This window comes from Streptococcus anginosus subsp. whileyi MAS624 (genome assembly GCF_000478925.1).
Taxonomy (GTDB): Bacteria; Bacillota; Bacilli; order Lactobacillales; family Streptococcaceae; genus Streptococcus; species Streptococcus whileyi.
This window is the reverse complement of sequence record NZ_AP013072.1, coordinates 662,446-687,989: the sequence shown is the minus strand read 5'-3', so window position 1 is coordinate 687,989 and position 25,544 is coordinate 662,446. Positions and strand designations below refer to the sequence as shown.

The following is a 25,544-nucleotide window of genomic DNA, read 5'->3' as shown; positions in this document are numbered from 1 at the left end:
GTGAAAAAATTAAATCGTATCTTATTCTCAGGATTAGGGTTATCTATGCTTCTGCTCCTCTCAGGATGTGTGCAAGTAAAAGATGGTAAGCCTGCTGGATTTGTCTGGGATATTATCGGAAGACCAATGAGCCTTGCCATTCAGTATTTTGCTAATAATATGGGACTTGGTTTTGGTATGGCCATTATCATCGTTACCTTGATTGTGCGCCTGATTATCCTTCCACTTGGACTCTATCAGTCTTGGAAATCAACTTATCAATCAGAAAAGATGAATTACTTGAAGCCTATTTTTGAGCCTATCCAAGAACGCATGAAGAATGCGGAAACACAAGAAGAAAAACTGGCTGCTCAGCAAGCACTCATGGCTGCTCAAAAAGAAAATGGTGTCAATATGCTCGGAGGTATCGGATGTCTTCCTCTCCTGATTCAATTGCCATTTTTCTCTGCCCTTTACTTCTCTGCTCAATATACTGAAGGAGTAGCTAAGAGTGTATTCCTAGGAATTCCACTCGGAAAAGCCAGCATTCTTCTCACCATTATCGTCGGAATTCTGTATTTCATTCAATCTGCTTTGACCCTTGTCGGCGTTGATGAGGTTCAAAAAGAGCAAATGAAGAAAATGATGTATATGAGTCCGCTCATGATTGTCATCTTCTCGTTCACAGCTCCAGCAGGTGTTACACTTTACTGGGTAGTCGGTGGTTTCATCATGATTATCCAACAATTGATTATCAATCATTACATCCGTCCTCAGCTCAGAAAACGCGTAGCTGAAGAATACAAAAATAATCCACCTAAAGCCATTAAAAATTCTGGTCGTAAAAAAGATGTGATACCTCAAGCACAGGCCGTTATTGAAAATAGAAAACAAAATAAAAAGAAAAATCGTAACGCTGGAAAACAACGTTCAAGATAAACAAAAGAGCTGGAACAATCATTCCAGCTTAAACTGAAGAAAAGTCTGTTTCAGGGACTTTTCTTCAGTTTTTCTTTTTACAATAATAATGAATACTTTAGTTAGAGTTCCGTTGCTATTTTTAAACATTGAGCAAGCTTGATTACTTGAAAAAGTAATTTGTCTCTATATTGAAAGAAATAAATTAGAAGTATTGGAATTTCATTTTATTAATTCAATGGAATAAATTTGTAAGGTTATCGTAAATAGGTCGAACTTGCTAAATATTTTTTCACTCTTAACTAAATTACCTATACTCTCAATTATCGATATCATATCTCTTTATCTATTTATTATTGCAAGATAATGAAATTAAATAATCTTGTAGCATTATCATCTATAAAGCGACTGGACAAATCCAAAAGCTAGCCTTACACATATTTGAGTTAGTCATCTTTGAATAGTATATTATGTTTTTATTACTCACAACATTATTCTATTCAATGATTTCGGCAAATTCTTCAACAGACTTTCTCACATGTGGATAACCCGCCTGCAAGGCCTTTCCCACTGGCAGCATCAAAATTGGTTCCCAATCATTCGGTACTTTGAGATAAGTTTTTATTGCCTCAAAATCAACACCCCACATAGGTACGCTATCATAGCCAAAAGCTCGCACCACCTGCATGAGATTCATAGCAAATAGACCAACATCCAATCGCAATCCCTCAATCTCCTTGTCTTCAGGGTGAAGAGCAAAATACTGACGAATTCTATTAGTGCGTTCAGCCGCATTATCCTCTGTAATGACTCCTTTTTTCAAATGAAAAGCCTGCCATCTCTCTAAATTATAGGACTCTTTATCCCCAAACAGAAGAAATACCGCTGAAGCTGTCTCAACTTGTGGTTGGTGAGCTGATAGTCTCTTTAGCTCTTTTTGCTTTTTCTTGTTTTTAACAACCACAACGCGCCAAGGTTGGAAATTGTTGCTGGATGGAGCATAGCTAGCATGCTTTAGCATTTCCTTGATAAGATCGTTTGATAAAATGGCATCAGGATCAAACTGCCGAACGGATACACGCTCATCTAAAAAGTGTAAATAGTTATTCATTATAAGCCTCCTTGTTTTATTAAGATAGCTTTATTATAATAGAGTTAACGAGAAAAAAACAGTAGGCACTTTTTTGTGACCTACTTAAAAGGAGAAAGACTGTGCAAACAAAACCAAATTGGAACTGCGGTTTAACTAGCGTCATGGATGCTCTTTCAGGAAAATGGAAACTCCAGATCTTTTGGAGCATCTCGAAGCACGAACCGATACGTTTTAACCAATTACAACGTGAAGTAGAAGGCATCACAAAAACTATGCTAATTCGCTCTTTAGACGACCTAATGCAACACAAGCTTATCGCTAGAGAAGACTTTAAAACATGGCCGCTCCACACCCAGTATTCTCTGACTGATAAAGGACAAGATTTGCTAATATTACTACTACAAATCAACGATTAGGGCAAAAAAATTTATAAAATGATTCAAATAATTACATGTAGGAATATTTCGTGTTCCGATAAAACAGTAAACTTCAAATATCAACTTGAACGACAGAATATTCTCATTTCAAAATAAACTTACCAAAATTCACGAACAAAATCATTTTCTAAGCGTTCACTATAAAACAATTCTGACAACGATTTATCATCAAAAATACGTAGCAAATTTTTTAAATCATAAGCCAATTCGAGAGTGTCCAACTCTTCACGCGCCACCCACTTAACTTCACCTTCTTCTGATGAGCGGAGATGTCCTGAAAATTCATTTGTGCGATAAAGAAAGACCAGATAACGAATGCCTTCTGCCGTGTACCAATGTTTCATACCAACCAGTCTAGGATGATGGATTGTTAGTCCCGTTTCTTCATAAATTTCACGCACAACTGCTTGGTGGAGGCTCTCCTTTTCTTCTATATGTCCACCAGGTAAAGCTGCTCCTGACCAAGAATACATCTTGGGGTCACGAATCTGCATGACAATGCGATTCTGATCGTCTTCAATCAGACACATATTAGTTAAAATTACTTGAGATTTACGGGACATATTTTTCTCCTCTAAACTTTGTATCAAATAGATAAGAATTTGGGACAGGTTTCATAGTTGCTATCGCAGCCATCAACCTATCCCAATCCTTTATTTTTTAAGCTGTTTTTTCGACTTTTAGGATTTTTACATCATAACTGCCCACAGGTGTTTCAACTGTAGCAGTATCGCCTGTTTTCTTGCCAATTAGAGCTTGTCCAATAGGACTTTCATTAGAAACCTTTCCAGCAAAAGCATCTGCTCCTGCTGCACCCACAATCATATAGACTTCTTCATCCGTTTCACCAACTTCTTGAATCGTAACGGTCTTACCGATAGCAATTTCATCTTGTGCCACTGCATCGCTATTTACAATTTCAGCGTAACGAATCTTAGTTTCCAGACTTGAGATTTGTCCTTCAACAAAAGCCTGCTCATCTTTGGCTGCTTCATACTCACTATTTTCTGATAAGTCACCATAAGAACGAGCTATTTTAATACGTTCTACCACTTCTGGACGGCGAACTAGTTTTAATTCTTCTAATTCTTTTTCAAGTTTTTCCTTTTCTTCAAGGGTCATGGGATAAGTTTTTTCTGCCATTGTTTTTTCTTCTTTCTATTTTTAAAATAAAGAGGGAGTGGGACAGAACTCATCTTGAAAATTTTAGTTCCTAGTCTCACCCCCGCAGGGTTGCTCAACAGTCTGGGAGACTGTTGAGGTGGTGGATAAAGAAAACAAAGTTTTTGTCAAAAGTGTTCTTCCGAGCTTCAAAAGCAAACAACTTTGAGATTTGCTTTACAAGTTCTATCCGCCACCTCAAAGCAATGCTTTGAGCAATCAGTAGCTGCGCCGTTGGTTTATTATAACTATATACTTTATACTTTGAAGCTGGAGACTTTCGTCCCAGCTTCTTTTTAATATTCGCTTGCTTTGCAAGGTGCATTCTTCATCTAGTCTAAAATACACTTGTAGCAATCTTTTTAGACTTATACATCATTGATCAGAAGTAGAACAAAATCAAGTTTTAAAAGTTACGATTTTGTCCCGCTTTTTTAATTTGAACTACTTGATTGTGTCAATTTACTATTAACATGTTCTTGAACATTTTTTTCATGTTCTTCATAGGTATTTGCGAAATAAACATTTCCTGTTTCTGTATTAGCTACGAAGTAAAGATAATCCGTTTTGGCTGGATTGACAGTCGCTTCAATAGCAGAAAGACTAGGATTGTCTACAGGACCAGGCATTAAACCGGTATTTTTATAAACATTGTAAGGCGAATCAATATTAGTATCAATCGCAGCGTCTTCTGCTAAGGTTGTCTTTTGACCAAGCTTTCCTTGAGCATACAAAATTGCAATATTGCTTTGCAAAGGCATATTTTGATTTAAACGATTGTAAAAGACACTTGCGATGTTTTTTCGATCTTGATCTGTTGAACCTTCTTTTTCAACCAAGGACGCAATTGTCAAAACATCGTGCACAGTCAAGTTCTTTGAAGCTAAAACATCATAATATTGCGACATGGTTTTATCCATTGCTGCTAACATTTGGTCAATGAGCGTTTCAGCAGTTGTGCTGTCGGTCACATTGTAAGTAGCAGGGAAAAGATAGCCTTCTAAGCGATACTTAACACCGCTCTCTTTTTTAGCTAAATTGCCTAATAAGTTTGGATATTTTGTAGCTTCCTGAGTGATAAAATTATCATCTTGCACTTTCTTTAAGAACGTATCCGAAGACAATTTATTTTTCTTCAACTTCGCAATCGTTTTTGCAATTTGGTCAATCGTATATCCTTCTGGAATGGTCAATTTTCCAATTGAGGGATCCTGCGGAGTATCCGTTCCACCTTGCTGTAGCTTTTTAGCAATCGTATCCAAACTCATGCTCTTTTGCAGATTGTAATAACCCGATTGGAAATCTGCATAGTTATTAAACTTAGCATAATAGCTAAAAATCTGAGCATTTTTGATCAAACCAGCTTTTTCCAAGACCGTTCCAATTGCTTTGGTGCTAGACCCAGTCGGAATCTTAACCGTCACATACTTTGTATTTTTCGCATCAACTGGTTGTAAAGCTGAGGTAACATAGTGATAAGCAAAGAAACCAGTTAAACCAATCCCTAAAAGCAGTAAAATTAAGACCGTTTTGACGATTTTTCCGGCGATTTTGTTTTGACGCTTCTTCGTGTTAATCGTTTGAGCAGTCCGATTTGAACGGGAAAGTTTCTTTGTGTCTTGCTCCGTTCCGTAAACTACAGGTCGAACCAATTCTTCCGGAGCTTTACTTTCTTCAACCGCTTGATTGGTTGGGTAAGAAACAGGGACTTTCGTCGTATGAGTATTAAACTCTTTTTCTTCTTCCCTAGCTACTGCTTCGGCTTCTATTTGTTCAACGGTTGGAAGAGGACTTTCTAAAGGAGCTGGCTCTGGTTCGCCACTTTCTTCTTTTTGAACTTTTGGTATATCCGTTTCAGAAGCGGTTGCTTTCTCTTCTTCTTGTGCAGAAGGAAGCACAGATTGACCCAAACCTAACTTTTCCTGCAAGTCATTAGATTCTTCTACAGGTTTTGGTTGTTCAGTTCCCTTTGCTTTAGCCAAGTCGCGCAGAATCTGTTCTTTAAAACTCAGCCCTTCTTTTTCTTGTGAATCTTCAGCCAAATAGTTGACCTCCTTGTTCAATATCCCTACTATTATATCTTAAAAGGTAAAGAAAAGCAATAAGAGAATGCCTTTCTTTCAAGCATCCTACAGAATAATCAATTCTTTTCTCCACTATTTGGGAGTTTTCCAAAGCATATCATACCAAACTTCACCTGCATAAGTAGATTGGGATACACCCTCGTTGATAAAACCATGTTTTTCATAGTAAGTGACCAAGTAATCATGACAGGTTAAGTTGATTCCCAAACGCTGGTCGCGAACAGCAATATCCTTCATTGCATTCAACAAACTTCTACCTAACCCCATATTTTGAGCATTTTTAGCAATAGATAAACTGGTCAACGAAATATAATGGTCTGTCAAATGACTATAATCTTCTACCTCAGAAGTAAAGGATTGATCTACTAAATGGCGTTCTGGACGAACAGGTCCTTCAAGGTATCCTAAAATCTGACCGTCTCGTTCAGCTACTAAGAAACTGGTTGTTAGTTTTTGGATATGGGCTTCTAAAATATCTCGACTCAGAGCTTCTTCTGGTCCAAAGTTTTCCCATTCAATAGTCGTAATAGCATCCAAATCTGATAAATTTGCCTGTCTAATCTTCATTTTCCCTCCTTAAAATATGGATTTTCCCAAACGAATTCATGTAAAATAGCATGGCTATCTCCCCTTTCAGAAATTCCTTCATTTATGAAAGCATTCATTTCGTAGTAAGAAATCAAATCATCTGAACAAACCAGCTGAAGGCCTTTCTGATTTTGTGCAACAGCTATTTCTTTGCAAGCAGCTAAAAGCAAAGTTCCCAGTCCCTGCTCTTTAAAATCTGGATGACTGGATAAGCGCTGAATCGTCATAAAATCAGAATCTTGCTGCCACTTTGACGAATTGTCTATCATTTCCTTTGTCAAATGACGTGAAAAAACGGCTGACCCTACAAGGTAGCTAGCTATTTTCTCATTTAATTCCGCTATTAAAAAGTTCGTTTGACCCTGTTCAATCCATTTTTGGATTGTTTCTGCACCAGCTGCTTCTGTGGAAAAATTCGCCTCCTCAATCGCAACGATTGCCTTCCAATCTTCCAAAGAAGCTTCTCGAAGGGTGACTTGTGGTATTAGATTACTGGACATTGCTTGTCAAATTGGATAGCAAACGTTCAAAAGAATATTCATAAGTCTGAATATCCCCAGCTCCCATGAAAACATAAACAGCATTTGGGTGTTCTAACAATGGCGAAACATTGTCAACAGTAATAATTTCTGCCTTTTTGATAATTTTTTCAGCTAAATCTTCTACTTTGACATCTCCGTGATCCACCTCACGCGCAGAACCATAGATTTGCGCCAAATAAACAGCATCGGCTTGGTTCAAGGCTTCGGCAAATTCGTCCAAAAGTGCAATGGTTCTGGTAAAAGTATGTGGTTGGAAAATCGCAACAATTTCTTTACTTGGATATTTCTGGCGAGCTGCATCCAAAGTCGCAATAATTTCAGTTGGATGATGCGCAAAATCATCAATAATCGTCGTCCCATTGACCACTTTTTCAGTGAAGCGACGTTTCACACCACCAAAAGTGACTAAATGCTCCCGAACTAAATTCAAATCAAATCCAGCGGTGTATAACAAACCAATAACTGCTGTTGCATTCATAATATTATGACGACCAAAGCTAGGAATCTTAAATTCTCCTAATTCTTCGCCACGGAAAGAGACTTTAAAGCTAGAACCCGTTGTAGAACGAAGTAAATCATGAGCGATAAAGTCATTACCCTCCTTAAAGCCATAGTAATAAATAGGAGCGTTAGCTGTGACCCGGCGCAATTCTTTGTCTTCACCGTAAACAAATAACCCTTTGCTAACTTGCTTAGCATAATCATTAAAAGCATTGAAAACATCTTCTAAGCTGGTGAAATAATCTGGGTGGTCGAAGTCAATATTCGTGATAATTGAATATTCGGGATGATAAGGCATAAAATGACGTTCGTATTCATCTGCTTCAAATGCAAAGTATTTCGCATTTGCAGAGCCGCGCCCCGTCCCGTCACCAATCAGATAACTGGTATCCGTAATGTTTGACAAAACGTGTGCCAACATACCCGTCGTTGATGTCTTTCCGTGTGCACCTGCCACTCCCATGCTGACAAAATCACGCATGAAGGTTCCAAGGAATTCATGGTAGCGCTTATAAGAAATTCCATTTGCATCAGCGTAGGCAATTTCAATATTATTATTCGGACGGAAAGCATTTCCTGCAATGACTTCTACATCTGCTTGAAGATTTTTTTCGTCAAAAGGCAGGATTTTAATCCCTGCTTGTTCTAAGCCACGTTGTGTAAAATAATATTTTTCCACATCACTTCCCTGAACGTGATGTCCCATTTGATGCAGCATCAATGCTAAGGCACTCATTCCAGAGCCTTTAATCCCGATAAAATGATAGGTTTTTGTCATAATTTCTCCTTAAATACTAAGAGCGTTAAATTTAGTGAAACCAAGTTCACACAAAAATAATTGCTCTTGTCAACGTTCGATTATTTTTCTTCCAGCCGTGTTAAATTTAGCTCTTGCGCTATCCGGCGCTCTCTTTGGCTTTGCAATTCTTTTTTATTGTAAATTTGACTTGTTTTTAAAAAGTCATAATTATTTTTAGCTTTTTTGGGTAATTCATTTGGTTGATGTACAGAAGGCACCGTCTTGATATCTGCCAAAATATATTGGTCCTGTTTCAAATTCCGACTGTATTTTGCCAGTTCACTACCATTTTCCTTTTGGAAAAATGCTGTTGGTTGATGTGAAATAGCTGTGTTACTATTCGTAACAGCAGGATAAGAGCGCTTTTTAGCAGTAAAATCCGATGTCAAATAAGCTGCTGAACGTTTCTTTTTCAAATCCGCTCTGGCTTCTTCTCTAGCCAATTCTGCATAACTTTTTGGGGCAGGTTTGGCGACTTCATCAGACGGAATAGCTGAAGTTGCTTGGTAAGCTTTTCCTTCTTTTACTTGACTGTCTGCAATTTTCTTTACAATTGGTTCCCATTCTAAATAATTTTTATCAACATAGTCACCATTTATATTACTGATAAGATCGCTTTCATCGTAAAGATTCATACGCGGCATTTCTGATAGCATAATCTCATCATCAGAAATCAATGGAAAAGTTTTTTCTTTCATTAGCACATTTCCTTTCAACACCTCATTATAACCTATTGGTGCTATTTTTCAAGTGTTTCTGTAGAAATTCCTAGAATTTCTCGTATTTCAGCAACGGTTAGGCTGCTACGGGATTCTGTTCCATCTAGGATAGTTGATACGAGATGGCGCTTGCTTTCCTGCAACTCTTGAATTTTTTCTTCGATTGTACCTCGCGTAATCAGGCGATAGACTTCTACATTTCTTTCTTGACCCATACGGTGAGCTCGACCAATTGCCTGAGACTCTACTGCTGGATTCCACCAAAGGTCAACTAGAATAACGGTATCTGCACCTGTCAGGTTTAAGCCAACACCACCAGCTTTTAGGGAGATTAGAAAAGCGTCTCCTTCCCCATTGTTGAAAGCATTTGTCATCTCTTGGCGATCTTTTGCTGGGGTAGAGCCTGTAATTTTAAACATCTCCATTTTCATCTTTTTCAATTCTTTTTCGATAATGTCGAGCATGCCTCGGAATTGAGAAAAGATGAGCACACGGTGGTTTCCCGTCTGAATCTGTTCTAGCAGCTCTAGCAGGCTTTCTAGTTTACCACTCTCTCCATGATAATCTTCCATAAAGAGCGCTGGGGTATCACAGATTTGGCGCAAACGCATCAAGCCGGATAAAATTTCCATTTTGCTGCGATTGAGTTCTTCCTCTGTAGAAGCAAGCACGCGCTCCTGCATTTGTTTTAACTGCGCTAGGTAGATAGCCTTTTGACTATCTGCCAGTTCATTGCGATAAGACACTTCGATGAGATCTGGCAATTCTTGCAAGACATCTTCTTTCTTCCGCCGCATGACAAATGGTTTGATAAAACGAGCGACAGTTTCTGCAGGCAGTTTCAAAAAGTTCTTTTTGCTAGGTAGTAATCCTGGCAAAACAATTTGAAAAATAGACCATAATTCGCCGAGGTTATTTTCAATCGGTGTTCCAGAAAGAGCAAAGGTATTTTTGACCTCAAAATTTCGTAGATGATGAGCAATCTTGGTCTGTGCATTTTTCATGACCTGCGCTTCATCTAAAAAGAGATAATCAAAGTTCAATTGACTATATTCTTCAACATCTTGACGGAAAGAAGCATAGCTTGTAATCATCACCTGATGACCTTCTGCAATCAAGTTATCTCTGACTGGCTTTAATCCATAAATGACTGCTACATCCATTTCTGGTGCAAATTTCGCAAACTCATCCAGCCAATTGTAAATCAAACTAGACGGAGCCAAAATCAAAACATTGGTCTCTTTTTTTAGCTGACTACTTAAAAAGGCAATAGTTTGAAGGGTTTTTCCCAACCCCATATCATCTGCTAAAATACCGCCAAATCCGTAACGATAAAGCATAGACATCCATTTAACGCCAGTCTCTTGGTAGTCACGCAAAGTTGCTGCCACTTTTAACGTCGGTAGCGCAAATTCCTCTGGATGCGTCAAATCAAAGGCTAAATGGCGAAATTCCTCCGAAAAGCTAACTTTTTCTTGATCTTTAAACAATTCAGATAGCTGATAAGCAGCAATTCGCTGCGTCCGAAAAATACCCCCTTTTCCTTTTTTAGCTCGTAAATCCTGTAAGGTTTTGCTGACTCTTTTTGTTTCTTCATCAAAAACGAGCACCTTGCCAGAGCGACTAATGAAATAATCATTAGCCGAAAAAAGAGCTTCTAACGCATCGTCTACTTCTGTCTGGTCAATACTTGTAAAGTCAAACCCGATATCCAACAATCCACCATTTGTCTGAACAGAAACTGCTGGTCTTTCCACTTGGTACAAGGCTGTCAGGTTTTCTGCCACAAATACCTTTCCCAAGCGCCTAAAATGAGGCAGAGTCGCCGTGAAAAAGGAGTAGATTTCTTGTGGTTGCAATGGCGGACGAGTGCTTGTGAAATCTGCTTCAAAACCAGCAGATAGAGCTTGTTGAAAAACCCTTTGTTCTAACTGAAAATCGCTGGCAAATGGCAATTCTTCCAACATAAAACGAGTATCCACAACACGATTTCCATAATCAAACTGGATTTTGAGACGAATTTCCTGAGTATCCAATAACTCGAAATCAAACAGCGGAGTGAACGTATGAATCACCAGACTTTCCGGTGCGTGAATAGAGCCGACTTTGCCAAATTCTAATAGTCCTGAAGCTAGTTTTGCTTGATCGCTTGTATCAAATTGAAGGCGTTTTTTGCGATCGGTATCCACAGGCAATTCTCGAATCACCTGAATCATCCGCTTTTGTTGCTCCGTCAGTTGATAGAAATGATCCCCATAAAAAATAAAGTCACCACCATACAAGATTTTATAATTTTGCTCTGTAATGGTGAGTTCAAAATAATCCAAATTTTCCTCTACTGTAAAATCATAGATGCCTACTTCAGCATGCAAATCTTGGAAAAAGATTTTGTCATAGTCATAAAGACTGTATTCTAAGCGAAAATGTGGTAAATTCATGAGTCGATTTACGCCTTCTTCAAACAGACTAGACGGAAAATAAAGATGTCTAGCTGCATTTGGAAAGATAAAAGAAGCATCTTGATCTTGCTGATAAGAAACAAGTCCTCGTAAAAACTGGATCACCTCTTGACTAGCTTCATCAAAAGCAGCCAATTGCATTTTTTCATAATAGTGCTTGCCGATTTGATAATAATCGCCTTTTTCAACAATCTTTAAAAAAGCACGAATATCCCGGATAACATAGGAGCGCTCATCTGGTAAACGACTGATGCGCAAGGTCCACAAAAATTGTCCTGTATAATCATCTTCTTGCCCGACCGCAGACAGTTCATAGTGAACGGCTACTTCTTCTGTCTGGAGGATTTTATCCAAGAAGAGACTGCCAAAAGAGACCTTCGTTTGAGTTTCTTCTGAAGTTGTCTGTTCTTCTTCCAGATTTGCCAAAACGACTTTCCCTTCAGGATCATTTTTTAGAAAATATTCTAATCCTGCAAGATGAGCACAATATTTCTTTTTTTGAAAAAAATCACAGGCACAAAAAATGGCTTCGTCGTCCAAGCTATATCGCAGATTGTGACTTTCCACTCGGCTGTAAATCATCTGATCTTTCACTTTGAGAATTTCAATTTTCCCTGCTTCGTAAAGGGCAATTCCTTCCGTCCGAATCTTCCCAGGAATCAATTTTGCCATAAGTACCACCTTTATTTTATCTATTCATTATACCATATTTTCAGCATAAAGAAAAAAAGCAAGGTTCTCCTCGCTTTCTTTTAGAAAATGTCCTCGTTGAGCTTTTTATAGCATTTAGTGCGTGCAATCAACACTTTCATAAAACCGACTAGCAATATTGTATTTCCTATTACTAAGAATACTAAAAGGAGCCAAATTCCCAGTAAAAGTAGAGAGAATTTTGTTATCATCAACCAAATGATGCCCAATGTTATAGCAGCCAAGAAAAGATGTGCAATTCCTACAACTATCAAACTAAAAAGTGATAACCAATAGCGAAAACCAAACGGTTTGTACTTTCTATCATCATAATGAATATTCACATAAGCTGCACTTGCAATTCCAATGAGCACCACTTTAGCAATATTTATCCAATTTATATTTCTTTCTCACATAAGTACGTTAGACTAGTTATCTACTGTACCACTTCTACTATTTTTATGTTCAGCCTTGTTTAGTTAGTTCCGCCCTACTTCCGCTTTCTGGCAATGAGATGAATTGGTGTCCCTTCAAATACGAAAGCTTTGCGGATTTGATTTTCTAGGAAGCGCATATAAGAAAAGTGCATGAGCTCTTCTTCATTGACGAAAATAACAAAGGTTGGCGGTTTGGTCGCAACTTGTGTCGCATAGAAGATTTTCAGCCGTTTGCCTTTGTCGGTCGGTGTCGGATTAATCGCAATGGCATCCATGATGACGTCGTTGAGAACAGCTGACGGAATGCGAGTATTTTGACTTTGACTAATTCTCTTAATCATGCCTGGCAATTGATGCAAACGTTGCTTAGTCAGAGCTGATACAAAGACAATCGGTGCATAAGAGAGATACTGAAATTGGTCGCGAATATCGGCTTCCCAATTTTGCATGGTCTTGTTATCTTTTTCCAGCGTATCCCACTTGTTAACAACGATAATAATTCCTTTACCTGCTTCATGAGCAAAACCAGCAATCCGCTTATCATACTCGCGAATCCCCTCTTCAGCATTGAGCACCATGAGCACAACATCGGAACGGTCAATGGCTCGCATAGCTCGCATAACAGAATACTTCTCTGTATTTTCATAGACCTTACCTGACTTACGCATACCCGCTGTATCAATCATGGTAAATTCTTGTCCCTCATTGTCCGTAAAGACCGTATCAATCGCATCACGAGTAGTTCCAGCCACAGGACTAGCAATCACACGGTCTTCTCCTAAAATCGCATTGATTAGGCTAGACTTGCCGACATTGGGACGACCGATGAGGCTGAATTTAATCATGTCTGGATTTTCAGCTGCTTCTTCATTGGGGAGATTTTCCACAATGGCATCTAAGATATCCCCCGTGCCAATCCCATGAACAGAAGAAACGGGATAAGGGTCACCCAAACCAAGCGCATAAAAATCAAAAATTTCACTACGCATCTCTGGGTTATCTACTTTATTAACCGCTAGAATAATCGGCTTGTGGGTCTTGTAGAGCATACGAGCCACATATTCATCCGCATCTGTAATACCTTCTTTTCCAGACACCACAAAAACGATGACATCCGCTTCCTCCATAGCAATCTCTGCTTGGTGCTTGATTTGCTCCATAAAAGGTGCATCTACGTCATCAATCCCGCCTGTATCAATCATGCTAAACTTGCGATTCAGCCACTCAGCCGTTGCATAAATACGGTCTCTGGTTACTCCTTCAACATCCTCAACAATCGAAATCCGCTCCCCGGCAATCCGATTAAAAAGCGTTGATTTGCCGACATTAGGACGGCCGACAATGGCAATGGTTGGTAAAGCCATAGTGTTCCTCTTTCTGTTCCAAGAAGCTGGGACAAAATGCTCAGCTTCGCTTGTTTATGTAGTTATAATTACAGGGCGCAGCGGTTTGGAGAAACTCTATTGATTTTAAGCAATTAGTGCCAACAAAACACTGCTAAGTGGGGTCTAATACGCTGATAAATCAACTTTTACACCCTTTTGATGTCAAGCTTTACTTGAGTTTATTTCCAACCTCGGAAGGTTTCCCAAACCTTTCGAGCTGTGCAGGGTGAGCCAACAAAATCGAATTGTTTCGAAATGAGCGATTTTTGTCTCACTCCCTTTATTTTACAATAATTTCTTGTCTTGTAATAGATTCTGACTAGCAGGATTGGGCTTTTGAGCAAATTGATTCGTCAACCGTTCGCTCCACGTATCTGTTGCACGCTTCCCAGCATAGTCTGCCTGAACCTGATCATAAGCCTGAATAACAGACGTGTCCTGTTCTTGATAGTTTTCTTCAAAAACGACTGTTTCATACGGCAGGCGTGGTTTAACAGCATGGTGCTGATCCGGCTTTCCCAAAGCCATTCCAAAAATAGGGTACGTATAATCTGGTAAGTTAAACAGCTCTGCTATTTCCCTAGAAGCATAGCGAATCAAGCCAATAATGACCCCGCCGTATCCCAAGCTTTCAGCCGCCAAAAGAGTATTCTGCGCGACCAGACTAGCATCAACAGAACTAATCAGAAGATTCTCCACTCCTTGTGGGTAAAAGGCATCTGTGTGAAGTCGCACACCTTTCTCAGCTCGATTGAGGTCTCCGATAAAAAGAAGAAAAACAGACGACTGACGAATAGCATCCTGAGGCACCAAATCAAACAAGGCTGCTTTCTTTTTCTGACTGCGAACAACAATAATCGAATAAGACTGGAAGTTCTTCCAGCTGGAGGCTGCTCGACCAGCGTCAATAATCGCTTTCAAATCTTCATCTGAAATTTGCTCCTCTGTAAAACGACGAACAGAAGTATGCTTTTTCATCAAATCAATCGTTTCATTCATCGGCGATTTTCTCCTTCCAGACGAACTTCCTCTGCTAAGAATTTTATTCTTTCCATGACCCGACGAGCCTGCCAAGTTTCATCTCCGTTTTTGGATGTCGCAAAATGCCGTTCCAAATCCACAAAATTAAAATTCGATGTAAAGAAAGTTGGCAAATTTTCCTGCATCCGGTGCTGTAAAATAACCTGCAAAATCTCATCTCGCATCCACGGACTTGATTGCTCCGCACCGATATCATCCAAAATCAATACTTGCGCTACTTTTACTTCATCAATCTTTTCCTTAACCAGACCAGAAGAAATAGCATTCTTTACATCCAAAACAAAACTAGGATAATGAAGCAAGGTCGTGGAAACACTGCGTTTTTCCGACAAATCATGTGCTAAGGCTGCCATCATGTAACTTTTTCCCACACCAAAATCACCATAAAGGTAAATCGCTTTTTTGTAGTTTGGATAATCTGCCACAAAATTCGTCAGCAACTCAAAAGCCTTATAACGACCAACATCGTCCAAATCCACTTTTGCCAAACTAGCTTCCTTGAGACTAGCCGGAAGACTAATTAAATTTAACCGTGCATTGATAGTTGCTTGTTTCTGCGCTTCGACTAGTTCTGGAGTTTCTTCATAAGAAACGTCTGCATACCCCTCATTCTTCACCAATATCGGCTTATAGCCTTTGGCAATATACGCTTTATCACCTAGCAAGAAACGGTTTCGCTCCGAAATATACTGATTAAACTTAGAAATGCTTCGTTTGATTTCAGCAGGTGTCAATCGCTCAGACTGGATAAAAGCCGCCACATCTGGATCGGCAACGATTTGTTTCACCAACTCTTCATAGTCAAATTGACGAGCTTGTTTCCTATGCGCCATCGTTTGTCCAACACTCTCCATCTAGTCACCTCCTTGGTCTAATTTCGCTAAAAGTTTTCTCTTTTGCTCCTCTAGCTCAGCCTGCTTTTCAGCACTTGTTTCATTCTTATAGTCAGGATTGCTCCAGTCGGGAACATTGCTCTTTGAAGTAGCCGTTTGATTTGCTTTTTTGCTTGGTTGTTGATTTCGTTCACGAATCCGCAAAACTGCTTCTTCTGCCGATGACACTTCTTGATATGAAAAGTCATTTGCTACTTTCAAAGCGTATTTTTCATTGAGATTAGCCGAATCCACTTTGTTAAAAGTCAATAGCAAAATCACATTGATCACTTCATCTAACAGTCCCAAATTTGCCAATTCTTGCAAACACTGACGTTCTCCTCGTGTGATTGTCGCATGCTTTGTTTTTTTGATTTCTGCCAAAAACTGCATGGCTGACCTACTCTTAGCCTCTCGAATAATCGTTTGTTCAGCATTAGAAAATCCACTTGCAGCAGGCTTTTGATTTAATTTTTGCTTCATTCGCTTGGTTGAAATCACATGACCGACAGCCGTTTCCTTAGCCAACAAATAGGTCTCATACCAAGTCCAATTTTGTTGCTCTGAAATAGCAAAGAGTACCAGCAAATCTTCTTTTTCGTTTTCAAAACGCAAGTTTTCTCGCGCCATCAATTGTTTAAAGTAATCCAAGTCAAAATGATTCTGTTTTGATTGCGGCTCTACCTTTGCATCTTCCACTTGAAAAATCTCTGACAGCTTCACATCTTGCTTCTCACCACTTGGGTGACTAGGCAACAAAGCTTCTACTGCAGCTTCACCAATCTTCTTTTCTAGCAGGCGTCTATAAACGGGATTGCTTAAAAATTCACCAGACGCTAATGTGGGCTGCAAATAGACCTGAAAATGATTCTCCGTATGATAAAGCTCTACTAACTGCATAGCGGACAACATTTCTAAACTTTTTTGCAAGGCATTCATCCCCAGATTGAGATGATTCAAAATGTGCCCAAAAGTATAAGATGATTTTCCATTATCCCAAAAAGCAAGAAAATACTGATAGATAGAGGTTGCATGAAACCCTAAAATTGGCAAATACAGACGAATCAAATTGGTGCTGTCCTGACTAATCAGATTATTCTTCACAAAAGAAAATTGATCATTCGGTTTCATCTATTGTTCCTTTTTCTTTTTCGCTGTTTTTGTAATCTGTTTCAAGAGGCTTTCCAGCTCGCTCACATCTTTAAAGCTACGATAAACACTAGCAAAACGAACATAAGTAATTTCATCTAAATCCGCCAACTCTTCCATAACCAAACCACCGATATACTCGCTTGCGATCTCATTTTCATTACTACTGCGCACTTTTTGCTCAATTCGGCTAACAATTGCTTCAATCTCATCACTAGAAACAGGACGTTTTTGCGCCGAACGAATGATTCCATTAAAGATCTTATCTCTTGAAAATTGTTCCCGCGTGCCATCCTTTTTAACGACAACGAGCGTCCGTTCTTCTACACGTTCATAAGTCGTAAAGCGATACTGACATTCATCACACTCACGCCGACGACGGATTGTGTTGCCATCTTCTGCTTGTCGACTGTCAATAACACTTGATTTACTACCACCACACTTAGGACAACGCATCTGCTTCCCTCCTGAATTCTTAATACTTCATTATACCATGTTTTAAGAAATAACAAAAGATAGGAACTTCCTCACGAAAACATATAATAATCCGTTATCCTATTTACTTCTCTCAAAAAATTTTATATAATAAATTGTAAACGTTATCATTTTAAGGAGAATTATGATGAAAAGATTTTTTTCTGTTGCCTTTTTTAAAGACAAAAAGAATATTGCTATTCTAGCTTTAATTGTTCTTTTGTTGGTTTCCTTTTCTACCAAAGGAAACCAGCGCGAAAATAGAGAAGAATATAAAGTACAGATTCAAAAATTAACAAAAAGCAATGAAAAAGCCGCTAAAGATTACAAAGCATTAAAAAATGAGTTTGACTCCTACAAAAAAGAAAACGAGCAATATATTGCTCTAGGTAAAAAAGAGAAACAGGCAAAGAAGGAGAAAGCCTCTGAGGAAGAGAAGAAAAAGGAAGCGGAAAAAGCAGCAAAAGAACAAGAAATAGCTAAACAAGCGGAAGAAAAACGAAAACAAGAAGAAGCTGCGGCTGCTCAAGCGCAGCGACAACAAGAGGCCGCTGCAGTACAAGAAGCTCAACAGCAGGAACGAACCGTTTATGTAGCTCGTAACGGAACTGCTGAGGTTTATTGGTACAGTATAGATAATATGCCACGCAATACACGGTTTGACAGAGTAGTCACCATGACTGAAGCCGATGCTATCAATGCTGGAAAACGCCACACCTCTAAAGAATGACAATCAAAAACGGGAAGTTTTATCTTGAACTTCCCGTTTTTGATTGTTAAAATGCAACTTCTGCTTCTAACCCAAAATGGTCACTAACGACAGGTGTTGCTTTGCCGTCAAAAACAACAGCAGATTTTTTAACGTTAAAATCTTTACTCGTAAAGATATAATCAATTTTTAGAGCATCCTTGTTTTCAGCCCAGCCGGCAATATCGCCTTCAACTGTTGCTGTACCAATGACTGTAGCCGCAACAACATGACTGTCTTGCAGAGCAAGCGGACTTTTTAGAATGTGCCGATAACCCTCATAACCGACGGGATTGTTAAAATCTCCCATCAATACTAGAGGCATATCGCGCTGCAACAATTCTTTTTCTACTTGTACCCATTCTTCTTGGAAGCCTTTGTCCCACCAAGAAAAATGACAGGAAGCCACCGTTACAAGCCGTCCATCTACTTCTGTTTCCACCAAAAGTACTTTTCTAGTGTGATAATCCGTTGGATCGTTGGCATCTGAAACCAATAACTCACTTGGTTTCAACGGCTTTAAGGATAAAATAGCGACTCCCTCATGAAACCGATCAAAACCAATATGATTATAAGCCCAGGACCAATGATAAATGAGACCTCTCTTAGCTAATTTTTCAACTAAACAACACGCAAAATGGTCCTTATGAATCGCAATGGCGCCATCTACCGCATAATAAAATGGAGCCTGAACAACCTGTTCAGACTCCATTTCTTGATTGACTTCCTGCAGGCAAATGACATCATATTTTTCTTGAAGAATCCGCTCAGCTAGTTGATCTAGCTTTTTTCCTTGCTCATCTTCCATCCAACTATGAGTATTTAAAGTCAGGAATTTTGCCATGATTTCTCTTTTCTATTTACAATTCTACTTTAGCAACAACTGTTTTCACTGCTACTTTGCCGAATGTTTCAACAGTTACAGATTTAATAGCTTGTGCATTTGTGAAGACAACAACTGTTGAAGTTTCACGACCTGCTGCTTTGATAGCTTCTAAATCAGCTGTCACAAGAAGATCACCTGCTGCAACTTTTTGCCCTTCTGCAACATGCACTTCAAATGGTTTACCTTCAAGACTGACCGTATCAAGTCCGATATGAACAAGCACTTCAAGACCACTATCAGTCAAGAGACCAAGAGCATGTTTTGTAGGGAAAATGCTTGTAATCGTACCTGCTACTGGTGAGTAGATATTTCCATTTTCAGGTTCAACAGCAAATCCGTCACCCATCATTTTTTGTGAAAAGACAGGATCTTTGACATCAGAGATAGCAATAACTTCACCATCAGCAACCGTTTCAATTTCTTCTGTTACACCTTTGTAGCTCACTTCTGCTGCTTGTGAAGCTGTCATTTGACTCGGAAGAGTTTCGGGAATCACTTCACCTGAGTCAAGTAAGTCTTGAATATCAGATTTCAGAACGTCCGCTTTCGGACCATAAATGGCTTGAACACCTTGGCCTTTCATCACCAAGCCCATTGCTCCTTCAGCTTTCCATTGTTCTTCTGTACCAACTTTTTCAGCATCTTTGACAGTCACACGGAGACGTGTCATACAGGCATCTACATCAACGATATTTGCGCGTCCGCCAAGAAGGTTGATAATATTTACTGCTTGAGAAGCTTCAGCTACTTTGCCACCAGCTTGAGCAGATGAATCACCATCTTCTCCATCAGCTGTTTCATAGTTACCATTACGTCCTGGAGTTGCGTAGTTAAATTTCTTAATCATGAAGTTTGCAATGAAGTACATTATCACTGCAAAGAGAATTGTTACCCAAATAAAGTTCACAATATCCATACCCAAACCAGCGTTGATTGCAAGTGGGGTACGAGTTAAGAATTCGATAGAACCAAATGAGTGAACACGCAAGTGAACAACGTCAGCCATTGCAAAGGCTAACCCTTGCACAACTGCATACACTAAGTAAAGAGGCATTGCAACAAACATGAACATATATTCAATTGGTTCTGTCACACCTGTCAAGAATGTTGCAAGTGCTGTTGCAGTCATCATCCCTCTGTATTTATGCTTTTTATCTGCATCAACATTACGATAGATAGCAAATACAACACCCATCAAAATACCAAATGAACCAATCATTTGTCCAACTTTAAAACGAGCTGGAGTCACGCTGTTTAAAAGATGTTGATATTGAGACGCATCTGAACCTTTCAAGTTTACAAGGTCTGTCACCCAAGCTAACCAAAGTGGGTCTTGACCAAATACTTGTGTTCCCTTCGCTGCACCAGTCAATACTTCATACGTACCACCAATTGAAGTGTAGTTCATTGGAATCGTCAACATGTGGTGCAAACCAAATGGAAGCAAGAGACGTTCTAAAGTACCATACAAGAATGGTGCCAAGAATGGCGCTGTATCTTGTGAGTTGGCAATCCAGATACCAAATGAGTTAATACCTGTTTGAATAACTGGCCAAACAGCTGAAAGAATAATCGCTACAACAGCTGAGCGCCAAATAACGACAAATGGTACAAAACGTTTCCCATTGAAGAATGAGAGTGCATCTGGTAATTTGCGGAAATTATAATATTTGTTGTAAGCTGTTGCTCCCACAAAACCGGCAATAATACCAACGAAAACACCCATGTTAAGAGCTGGGGCTTCCAGTACACTTACAAAATAATCAGCTACTTTGATTGAAGTGCCAAACAAAGTACGAACAGTTGCACCATCTTTTGCCAATAAATCTGAAGTCACACCAAACATAACCCCAGTAATACGGTTAATCAAGATAAAGGACAGACCAGCTGCAAATGCACCACCAGCACGTTCCTTTGCCCAGCTACCTCCAATAGCTAATGCAAACAAAATGTGAAGGTTTCCGATAACTCCCCAACCAATTTGCTCAAGAATACCGCCTGTTGTAACAAGAGCAGCTACGTTTGGATTGATCATTGGAATTGACTTACCAATACTGATCATCAAACCAGCCGCGGGCATTACTGCGATAACGACCATCAGAGCTTTTCCGAATTTTTGCCAAAATTCGAAACTGAATATGTTTTTGAATGTCTCTTTCATCATTCATATCTCCTTATAAAATTTTCCGCAAGCGCTTTCCGCAAACGTTTGCATTTATTTGACTCTTTAATTATATCATATATTTCTATTTTGTAAAGCGTTTTTATATAATATTTTAAAAATTTTTCCTATTTCTTGCTTACAAATTGTAATAGACTAGGGAAATACGCCCATTAGAAAAGTGCAGAAAAACGATATTTCCTGCACCTCAGAGTTATTCTTGCATAGCATAACCAACACCACGCACGGTTTTTATATAACTTTTTTGCCCCGCTATATCAATTTTACTACGAAGATAGCGAATATAAACATCGACAACATTTGTTTCAACAGCTCCTTCGTATTTCCACACGCGTTCTAACAACTGTTCACGGCTTAAAGCCTGATGACTTCCCATCAATGTTGCTAATAAATCATACTCTCTTCGAGTCAAAGCAATCACTTCTTCACCTCGATAAACTGTATGATTTTGCACATCAATCCGAAGATTCCGATAAGATGTTGGAACTTTCATCTGACTACAATGCTGGTCAATAAAATCACGCCCACGAAAAATGGCAGAAATTTTTTCAACTAAGTCCGTCACAATGAATGGTTCTACCATGTAAGCAACAGCAAAGCGTTGGATTTCCTCAGTATATTGAAGAATATTATCACGATTATCCAATACAATGATGACCGAAGCAGGCTTTATCACACTTAATTGTGCGGCAAATTCTGTTCCTGTCATATCGTCAAGCGTAAAATTCAACAGGAATAAATCGTATTGATTAGCTCTCGCAGACGCCAAAGCATCTTTTCCCGTTTCGAAAAGATCAACCCGATAACCTTCTTTTTGTAATTCTAAGCCAATAAATTGCGCTAATTTTTTTTCTTTCTCAACTAATAAAATCCGCTTCGCCATAGCCTATCCTATTTTTCATCATACCAAGAATAGTGGTAAATTCCTTCTTTGTCCTTGCGTTCATACGTATGCGCACCAAAGTAATCGCGTTGCGCTTGAATTAAATTGGCTGGCAAGTTTTCTGCACGATAGCTATCAAAGTAAGCAATCGCACTAGAGAACGTTGGTACCGGCACACCTGCTTGAACAGCCAACGCCACTACATCACGAACAGCTTGTTGGTATTTGGCAGTGACGTCCATAAAATATTCGTCAAGCAGTAAGTTTGCAAGATCTGGATTATGTCCGTATGCATCTGTAATTTTTTGCAAGAAACGAGCACGAATGATACAACCAGCACGCCAAATAGAAGCAATTTCACCAAACGGAAGATTCCAATCCTGCTCTTTAGATGCTACACGCAATTGTGAGAAACCTTGTGCATAAGACATAATTTTTGAGAAGTAGAGGGCTTGACGAATTTTTTCAATCAATTCAGCTTTGTCTCCTTCAAATTTAAATGCAGCTGGTTTTGGAAGAACCTTGCTTGCAGCCACACGTTCATCTTTATAAGCAGAAATATAGCGTGCAAAGACAGACTCTGTAATGAGCGGAAGCGGCACACCAAAGTCAAGAGCTGATTGGCTCGTCCATTTACCAGTTCCTTTATTTCCAGCCGCATCCAAAATGTAATCAACGATTGGTCCATCTTGACCTTCATCATCTTTACGAGTCAAAATATCAGCAGTGATTTCAATCAGATAGCTATCCAACTCACCTTTATTCCATTCTGTAAAGATGTCAGCCATTTCTGCTGCTGAAAATCCAAGCAAGTGTTGCATTAAATCATAGCTTTCCGCAATCAATTGCATATCACCATATTCAATCCCATTGTGAACCATTTTTACATAATGACCTGCACCGTTTGGACCGATGTAAGTCACACATGGCGCACCGTCTTCTGGTGCTTTGGCTGAAATTTCTTCCAACACGTCTGCTACTAATTCATAAGCTTCTTTTTGCCCACCAGGCATGATAGACGGTCCTTCAAGCGCACCTTTTTCACCACCGGATACACCTGTTCCGATGAAATTGATTCCTGAATTCGCCAATTCTTCTGAACGACGAATGGTGTCTTTATAAAAAGTATTTCCACCGTCAATCAAGATATCTCCCTTATCAAGGAAAGGTAAAAGTGCCTGAATCGTTGCATCAGTTCCTGGACCAGCTTTGACCATGAGCATGATACGACGTGGTTTTTCAATAGAATTTACAAAACTTTCCACATCATAACTTGGAACAAAGTTTTTTTCAGGGTGAGATGCAATCACATCTTCTGTTTTATTCGCTGAACGGTTGTAAATTGCTACTGTATAGCCACGAGATTCAATATTAAGGGCAAGGTTACGACCCATGACGGCCATACCAACAACACCAAAATTCGCTTTTGTCATTTTGTACTCCTCTTTTTAGTTTGTTTTATTTTATCATTTTTATGCGTGAAAATAAAGGATTTGTTGCTAAAAACCAATGTTAAAGAGGGGTTCACTCTTCATCAAATAAGCCTTGCAAACTGGCGAACGGACTATTCTTCTCTTTTTGCGCTTGTTTACTTTTTTGATACTCTTCTTCAGTCATGACCTGCCAATCATTTCCTGAAGGCATGCAGTCACTCGCTTTCTCCTCGGACGTCAACACTTTAAGTGGAATATGCAATAAAATATTATCTGCCACACTTTCGGCTAGATTGATTACTTCATTTTCAATCGGCAACACCAAATCATCAGCTATCAAATCTTGATCCATTTTCCCACTATGTGCATCAGAGAAAACCTCATTCACCAAGTAGTTTTCTTTTTGATCTACCGGTTCCATGCTACGACTGGACGCTAGTGTAATGGTATAAGACAAATCATAATCTAAAAAGTAAAGGCCATCTTCATACTGCACCTTTCCACTTGCAACAATATCTGCGACATTCAAAATTTCTGGATTGCGCATTTGTAATTCTTGTGTCAAATCAAAACCTTGCTCAAAAGTAAGACCATCTGGATTTTTACGAATTTCTTGAATATGTAACATGATTTCCTCGTTTGTATTTAGATTTCTAGTTTTATTATACCATTTTTGAAAAAAGACATAAAGTTCACTTGCAAGTTACTTTACTATACCATTCACTTACTTATACTTTATTACCACTTACAGAAAATGCCTTGAAATCAGGCTCGTTCCTGCTATAATCATTGCAACAAATAAAAAGGAGATTAGGATGAAACTCATCTTCAAAAATAAAGTATTCGCTTTTATCAGCTTGTCACGCATGTTCAATATTCTAGGTTCTTCCATTTATAATATTGTTTTTGTTGTTTTTGCTTCTAGTCTGCCACATCCAAAGTTTGCTGTAGGAATTGCAAACTTTATCGTTCTTGTTCCAACATTTTTTACGATATTTATCGGTATGCAAGCGGATAAAACAATTCAGAAAGCTCGCTGGCTCATTCATATGGGGTATGTACAAGCTTTCGTCTTTACTGCGGTAGCTATTTTGACAAAGTCTAGTACCTATATTGCCTTTTCAACCGTTTGTCTCATCAATATCCTTTCAGATATTATCAGCGACTATCGTAGTGGACTACAAATGCCTATTTTGAAAAAGAATATTGCTGATGTAGATATGATGGAAGCTTTTTCTTTCACACAACTCCTCACCTATCTATGCAATCTTGCTGGACAAGCTCTTGGTGTTTGGCTATTAACTGTTAGCAATCAAAACTTCACTCTAGTCGCTCTTATCAATGCCCTGTCTTTTCTACTATCTTCTACAACACTCTACTTTGTCCGTCACCGTTTGATCCACGAAATCGTTCAACGTGAACAAGGAAAGATGACTCCGCTAAAGCAGCAATTCAAACAGATGTATCAAAGTTCTAAATTAATTTTTGAGCAAGATAGTTCTACTAATTTTTTCAAATTACTATTACAGGTGCTCATCCTTAATGCGCTAGGTGGCTCTATTATGGCTCTTTATAATTTGTATTTATTGGATCATCCTTTATTTGGTCTCTCTTTCAGCCAATCTTTACTAATCTTTGAAACGACGTTTATTTTAGGAGTTATTTCTGCTAGTCTTACCCCAAATGATTATTTTAGCAAATTATCGATCAATAAATTAGCTCTTTGGGCTTCTCTAACAATTCCTATTTTAGGGGTTATCAATTTCTATCATCTACCTGTTTTTCTAGGATTACTTGTTATTTTCTTTATGATGTATATTGCAGGGAAGGTCAATCCTAAAATTAACAGCCTGCTTCTCAGCAAACTACCTTCAGATGTTTTAGCTCAAACTTCTAGTTTTCTTAGTTTGCTCTTTTCGTTCTCTATTCCACTAGGAACGATGATTTTTACCAGTCTAGCTATTTGGAATATGAAAATCACCTGGATGGTGTTTACAGGATGCGGTATCATATCTCTCCTACTCTCATTAAGAAAAGATAGGAATAAAGCTAGATTGCTTTCACTTATATTGTAAAACAGCAAA

General features: G+C 38.8%; 24 protein-coding genes. 4 read left to right on the top strand and 20 right to left on the bottom strand.

Features of this window, described 5'->3' with window-relative positions; translation table 11 throughout:
- A complete protein-coding gene (gene yidC / locus ANG_RS03520) occupies nt 1-918 on the top strand; it encodes a membrane protein insertase YidC (RefSeq protein ID WP_003038573.1) in 918 nt (305 codons plus the stop codon).
- A gap of 475 nt (nt 919-1,393) precedes the next feature.
- On the opposite strand, the gene ANG_RS03515 is transcribed toward yidC, so the two are convergent.
- On the bottom strand, nt 1,394-2,008 hold the full coding sequence (locus ANG_RS03515) for a nitroreductase family protein (protein WP_038677219.1): 615 nt from the start codon (nt 2,006-2,008) through the stop codon (nt 1,394-1,396).
- 101 nt (nt 2,009-2,109) lie between these two features.
- Here ANG_RS03515 and ANG_RS03510 point away from each other — a divergent pair, with 101 nt between their 5' ends.
- Nucleotides 2,110-2,406, top strand: coding sequence for a winged helix-turn-helix transcriptional regulator (locus ANG_RS03510; RefSeq protein ID WP_038677218.1), 297 nt, complete (start codon nt 2,110-2,112; stop codon nt 2,404-2,406).
- 119 nt (nt 2,407-2,525) lie between these two features.
- Here the strand turns inward: ANG_RS03510 and ANG_RS03505 are convergent, their stop codons facing one another.
- From ANG_RS03505 to nrdR, 14 genes are all read right to left on the bottom strand, one after another.
- Nucleotides 2,526-2,990: an 8-oxo-dGTP diphosphatase gene (locus ANG_RS03505; protein WP_003038620.1), complete on the bottom strand. Its 465-nt coding sequence runs from the start codon at nt 2,988-2,990 to the stop codon at nt 2,526-2,528.
- 97 nt (nt 2,991-3,087) lie between these two features.
- Nucleotides 3,088-3,570: a transcription elongation factor GreA gene (gene greA / locus ANG_RS03500; protein WP_025271669.1), complete on the bottom strand. Its 483-nt coding sequence runs from the start codon at nt 3,568-3,570 to the stop codon at nt 3,088-3,090.
- Nucleotides 3,571-4,022: 452 nt separating this feature from the next.
- A complete protein-coding gene (gene mltG / locus ANG_RS03490; protein WP_003038555.1) occupies nt 4,023-5,630 on the bottom strand; it encodes an endolytic transglycosylase MltG in 1,608 nt (535 codons plus the stop codon).
- 114 nt (nt 5,631-5,744) lie between these two features.
- Nucleotides 5,745-6,239 (bottom strand): GNAT family N-acetyltransferase, encoded by a 495-nt coding sequence (locus ANG_RS03485; RefSeq protein WP_003038540.1) that lies wholly within the window; start codon nt 6,237-6,239, stop codon nt 5,745-5,747.
- Nucleotides 6,236-6,760, bottom strand: coding sequence for a GNAT family N-acetyltransferase (locus ANG_RS03480; RefSeq protein WP_025271668.1), 525 nt, complete (start codon nt 6,758-6,760; stop codon nt 6,236-6,238). The genes ANG_RS03485 and ANG_RS03480 overlap by 4 nt, the downstream gene beginning before the upstream one ends.
- The gene (gene murC, locus ANG_RS03475) at nt 6,750-8,081 is read right to left on the bottom strand and encodes a UDP-N-acetylmuramate--L-alanine ligase (RefSeq protein WP_003038593.1); all 1,332 of its coding nucleotides are present in this window, start codon (nt 8,079-8,081) and stop codon (nt 6,750-6,752) included. The genes ANG_RS03480 and murC overlap by 11 nt, the downstream gene beginning before the upstream one ends.
- Nucleotides 8,082-8,161: 80 nt before the next feature.
- Nucleotides 8,162-8,800, bottom strand: coding sequence for a hypothetical protein (locus tag ANG_RS03470; protein WP_003038521.1), 639 nt, complete (start codon nt 8,798-8,800; stop codon nt 8,162-8,164).
- 41 nt (nt 8,801-8,841) lie between these two features.
- Nucleotides 8,842-11,952 (bottom strand): DEAD/DEAH box helicase, encoded by a 3,111-nt coding sequence (locus ANG_RS03465; RefSeq protein WP_025271667.1) that lies wholly within the window; start codon nt 11,950-11,952, stop codon nt 8,842-8,844.
- 80 nt (nt 11,953-12,032) lie between these two features.
- Nucleotides 12,033-12,347, bottom strand: coding sequence for a hypothetical protein (locus ANG_RS03460; RefSeq protein ID WP_025271666.1), 315 nt, complete (start codon nt 12,345-12,347; stop codon nt 12,033-12,035).
- 113 nt (nt 12,348-12,460) lie between these two features.
- Nucleotides 12,461-13,771: a ribosome biogenesis GTPase Der gene (gene der, locus ANG_RS03455; RefSeq protein WP_003038644.1), complete on the bottom strand. Its 1,311-nt coding sequence runs from the start codon at nt 13,769-13,771 to the stop codon at nt 12,461-12,463.
- Between the two features lie 306 nt (nt 13,772-14,077).
- On the bottom strand, nt 14,078-14,791 hold the full coding sequence (locus ANG_RS03450) for an NADPH-dependent oxidoreductase (RefSeq protein ID WP_003038523.1): 714 nt from the start codon (nt 14,789-14,791) through the stop codon (nt 14,078-14,080).
- On the bottom strand, nt 14,788-15,687 hold the full coding sequence (gene dnaI / locus ANG_RS03445) for a primosomal protein DnaI (RefSeq protein ID WP_003038648.1): 900 nt from the start codon (nt 15,685-15,687) through the stop codon (nt 14,788-14,790). The genes ANG_RS03450 and dnaI overlap by 4 nt, the downstream gene beginning before the upstream one ends.
- Complete coding sequence (locus tag ANG_RS03440) at nt 15,688-16,836, bottom strand: DNA helicase (RefSeq protein ID WP_025271665.1); 1,149 nt, start codon at nt 16,834-16,836, stop codon at nt 15,688-15,690.
- Nucleotides 16,837-17,310 carry a transcriptional regulator NrdR gene (gene nrdR, locus ANG_RS03435; protein WP_003023591.1) on the bottom strand — a complete coding sequence of 158 codons (474 nt, stop codon included), beginning with the start codon at nt 17,308-17,310 and terminating at the stop codon, nt 16,837-16,839. It abuts the gene before it with no gap.
- A 166-nt stretch (nt 17,311-17,476) separates the two neighbouring features.
- Here nrdR and ANG_RS03430 point away from each other — a divergent pair, with 166 nt between their 5' ends.
- Nucleotides 17,477-18,058: a hypothetical protein gene (locus tag ANG_RS03430; RefSeq protein ID WP_025271664.1), complete on the top strand. Its 582-nt coding sequence runs from the start codon at nt 17,477-17,479 to the stop codon at nt 18,056-18,058.
- 46 nt (nt 18,059-18,104) lie between these two features.
- Here the strand turns inward: ANG_RS03430 and ANG_RS03425 are convergent, their stop codons facing one another.
- The 5 genes from ANG_RS03425 to ANG_RS03405 form a co-directional block, all read right to left on the bottom strand.
- The gene (locus tag ANG_RS03425; protein WP_025271663.1) at nt 18,105-18,920 is read right to left on the bottom strand and encodes an endonuclease/exonuclease/phosphatase family protein; all 816 of its coding nucleotides are present in this window, start codon (nt 18,918-18,920) and stop codon (nt 18,105-18,107) included.
- 16 nt (nt 18,921-18,936) lie between these two features.
- Nucleotides 18,937-21,126, bottom strand: a complete 2,190-nt coding sequence (locus ANG_RS03420; RefSeq protein WP_025271662.1) for a PTS transporter subunit IIBC — start codon at nt 21,124-21,126, stop codon at nt 18,937-18,939.
- Between the two features lie 211 nt (nt 21,127-21,337).
- Complete coding sequence (locus ANG_RS03415; RefSeq protein ID WP_025271661.1) at nt 21,338-22,027, bottom strand: response regulator transcription factor; 690 nt, start codon at nt 22,025-22,027, stop codon at nt 21,338-21,340.
- 8 nt (nt 22,028-22,035) lie between these two features.
- On the bottom strand, nt 22,036-23,460 hold the full coding sequence (gndA, locus tag ANG_RS03410; protein WP_003038563.1) for an NADP-dependent phosphogluconate dehydrogenase: 1,425 nt from the start codon (nt 23,458-23,460) through the stop codon (nt 22,036-22,038).
- Nucleotides 23,461-23,551: 91 nt separating this feature from the next.
- Nucleotides 23,552-24,088 carry a YceD family protein gene (locus ANG_RS03405; RefSeq protein ID WP_003038571.1) on the bottom strand — a complete coding sequence of 179 codons (537 nt, stop codon included), beginning with the start codon at nt 24,086-24,088 and terminating at the stop codon, nt 23,552-23,554.
- Nucleotides 24,089-24,275: 187 nt separating this feature from the next.
- On the opposite strand from ANG_RS03405, the gene ANG_RS03400 reads away from it, so the two are divergent.
- Nucleotides 24,276-25,535, top strand: coding sequence for an MFS transporter (locus ANG_RS03400; protein WP_003038598.1), 1,260 nt, complete (start codon nt 24,276-24,278; stop codon nt 25,533-25,535).
- Nucleotides 25,536-25,544: the final 9 nt, after the last annotated feature.

Bases quoted from the DNA above. Each gene is read 5' to 3' on its own strand.
- ANG_RS03450 (WP_003038523.1), bottom strand. From the start codon at position 14,791: ATGAATGAAACGATTGATTTGATGAAAAAGCATACTTCTGTTCGTCGT.
- ANG_RS03440 (WP_025271665.1), bottom strand. From the start codon at position 16,836: ATGAAACCGAATGATCAATTTTCTTTTGTGAAGAATAATCTGATTAGT.
- greA (WP_025271669.1), bottom strand. From the start codon at position 3,570: ATGGCAGAAAAAACTTATCCCATGACCCTTGAAGAAAAGGAAAAACTT.
- ANG_RS03415 (WP_025271661.1), bottom strand. From the start codon at position 22,027: ATGGCGAAGCGGATTTTATTAGTTGAGAAAGAAAAAAAATTAGCGCAA.
- ANG_RS03485 (WP_003038540.1), bottom strand. From the start codon at position 6,239: ATGAAGATTAGACAGGCAAATTTATCAGATTTGGATGCTATTACGACT.
- ANG_RS03430 (WP_025271664.1), top strand. From the start codon at position 17,477: ATGAAAAGATTTTTTTCTGTTGCCTTTTTTAAAGACAAAAAGAATATT.
- der (WP_003038644.1), bottom strand. From the start codon at position 13,771: ATGGCTTTACCAACCATTGCCATTGTCGGCCGTCCTAATGTCGGCAAA.
- ANG_RS03400 (WP_003038598.1), top strand. From the start codon at position 24,276: ATGAAACTCATCTTCAAAAATAAAGTATTCGCTTTTATCAGCTTGTCA.
- dnaI (WP_003038648.1), bottom strand. From the start codon at position 15,687: ATGGAGAGTGTTGGACAAACGATGGCGCATAGGAAACAAGCTCGTCAA.
- nrdR (WP_003023591.1), bottom strand. From the start codon at position 17,310: ATGCGTTGTCCTAAGTGTGGTGGTAGTAAATCAAGTGTTATTGACAGT.
- ANG_RS03480 (WP_025271668.1), bottom strand. From the start codon at position 6,760: ATGTCCAGTAATCTAATACCACAAGTCACCCTTCGAGAAGCTTCTTTG.
- gndA (WP_003038563.1), bottom strand. From the start codon at position 23,460: ATGACAAAAGCGAATTTTGGTGTTGTTGGTATGGCCGTCATGGGTCGT.
- ANG_RS03505 (WP_003038620.1), bottom strand. From the start codon at position 2,990: ATGTCCCGTAAATCTCAAGTAATTTTAACTAATATGTGTCTGATTGAA.
- ANG_RS03465 (WP_025271667.1), bottom strand. From the start codon at position 11,952: ATGGCAAAATTGATTCCTGGGAAGATTCGGACGGAAGGAATTGCCCTT.
- ANG_RS03470 (WP_003038521.1), bottom strand. From the start codon at position 8,800: ATGAAAGAAAAAACTTTTCCATTGATTTCTGATGATGAGATTATGCTA.
- ANG_RS03420 (WP_025271662.1), bottom strand. From the start codon at position 21,126: ATGATGAAAGAGACATTCAAAAACATATTCAGTTTCGAATTTTGGCAA.
- ANG_RS03405 (WP_003038571.1), bottom strand. From the start codon at position 24,088: ATGTTACATATTCAAGAAATTCGTAAAAATCCAGATGGTCTTACTTTT.
- ANG_RS03515 (WP_038677219.1), bottom strand. From the start codon at position 2,008: ATGAATAACTATTTACACTTTTTAGATGAGCGTGTATCCGTTCGGCAG.
- murC (WP_003038593.1), bottom strand. From the start codon at position 8,081: ATGACAAAAACCTATCATTTTATCGGGATTAAAGGCTCTGGAATGAGT.
- ANG_RS03425 (WP_025271663.1), bottom strand. From the start codon at position 18,920: ATGGCAAAATTCCTGACTTTAAATACTCATAGTTGGATGGAAGATGAG.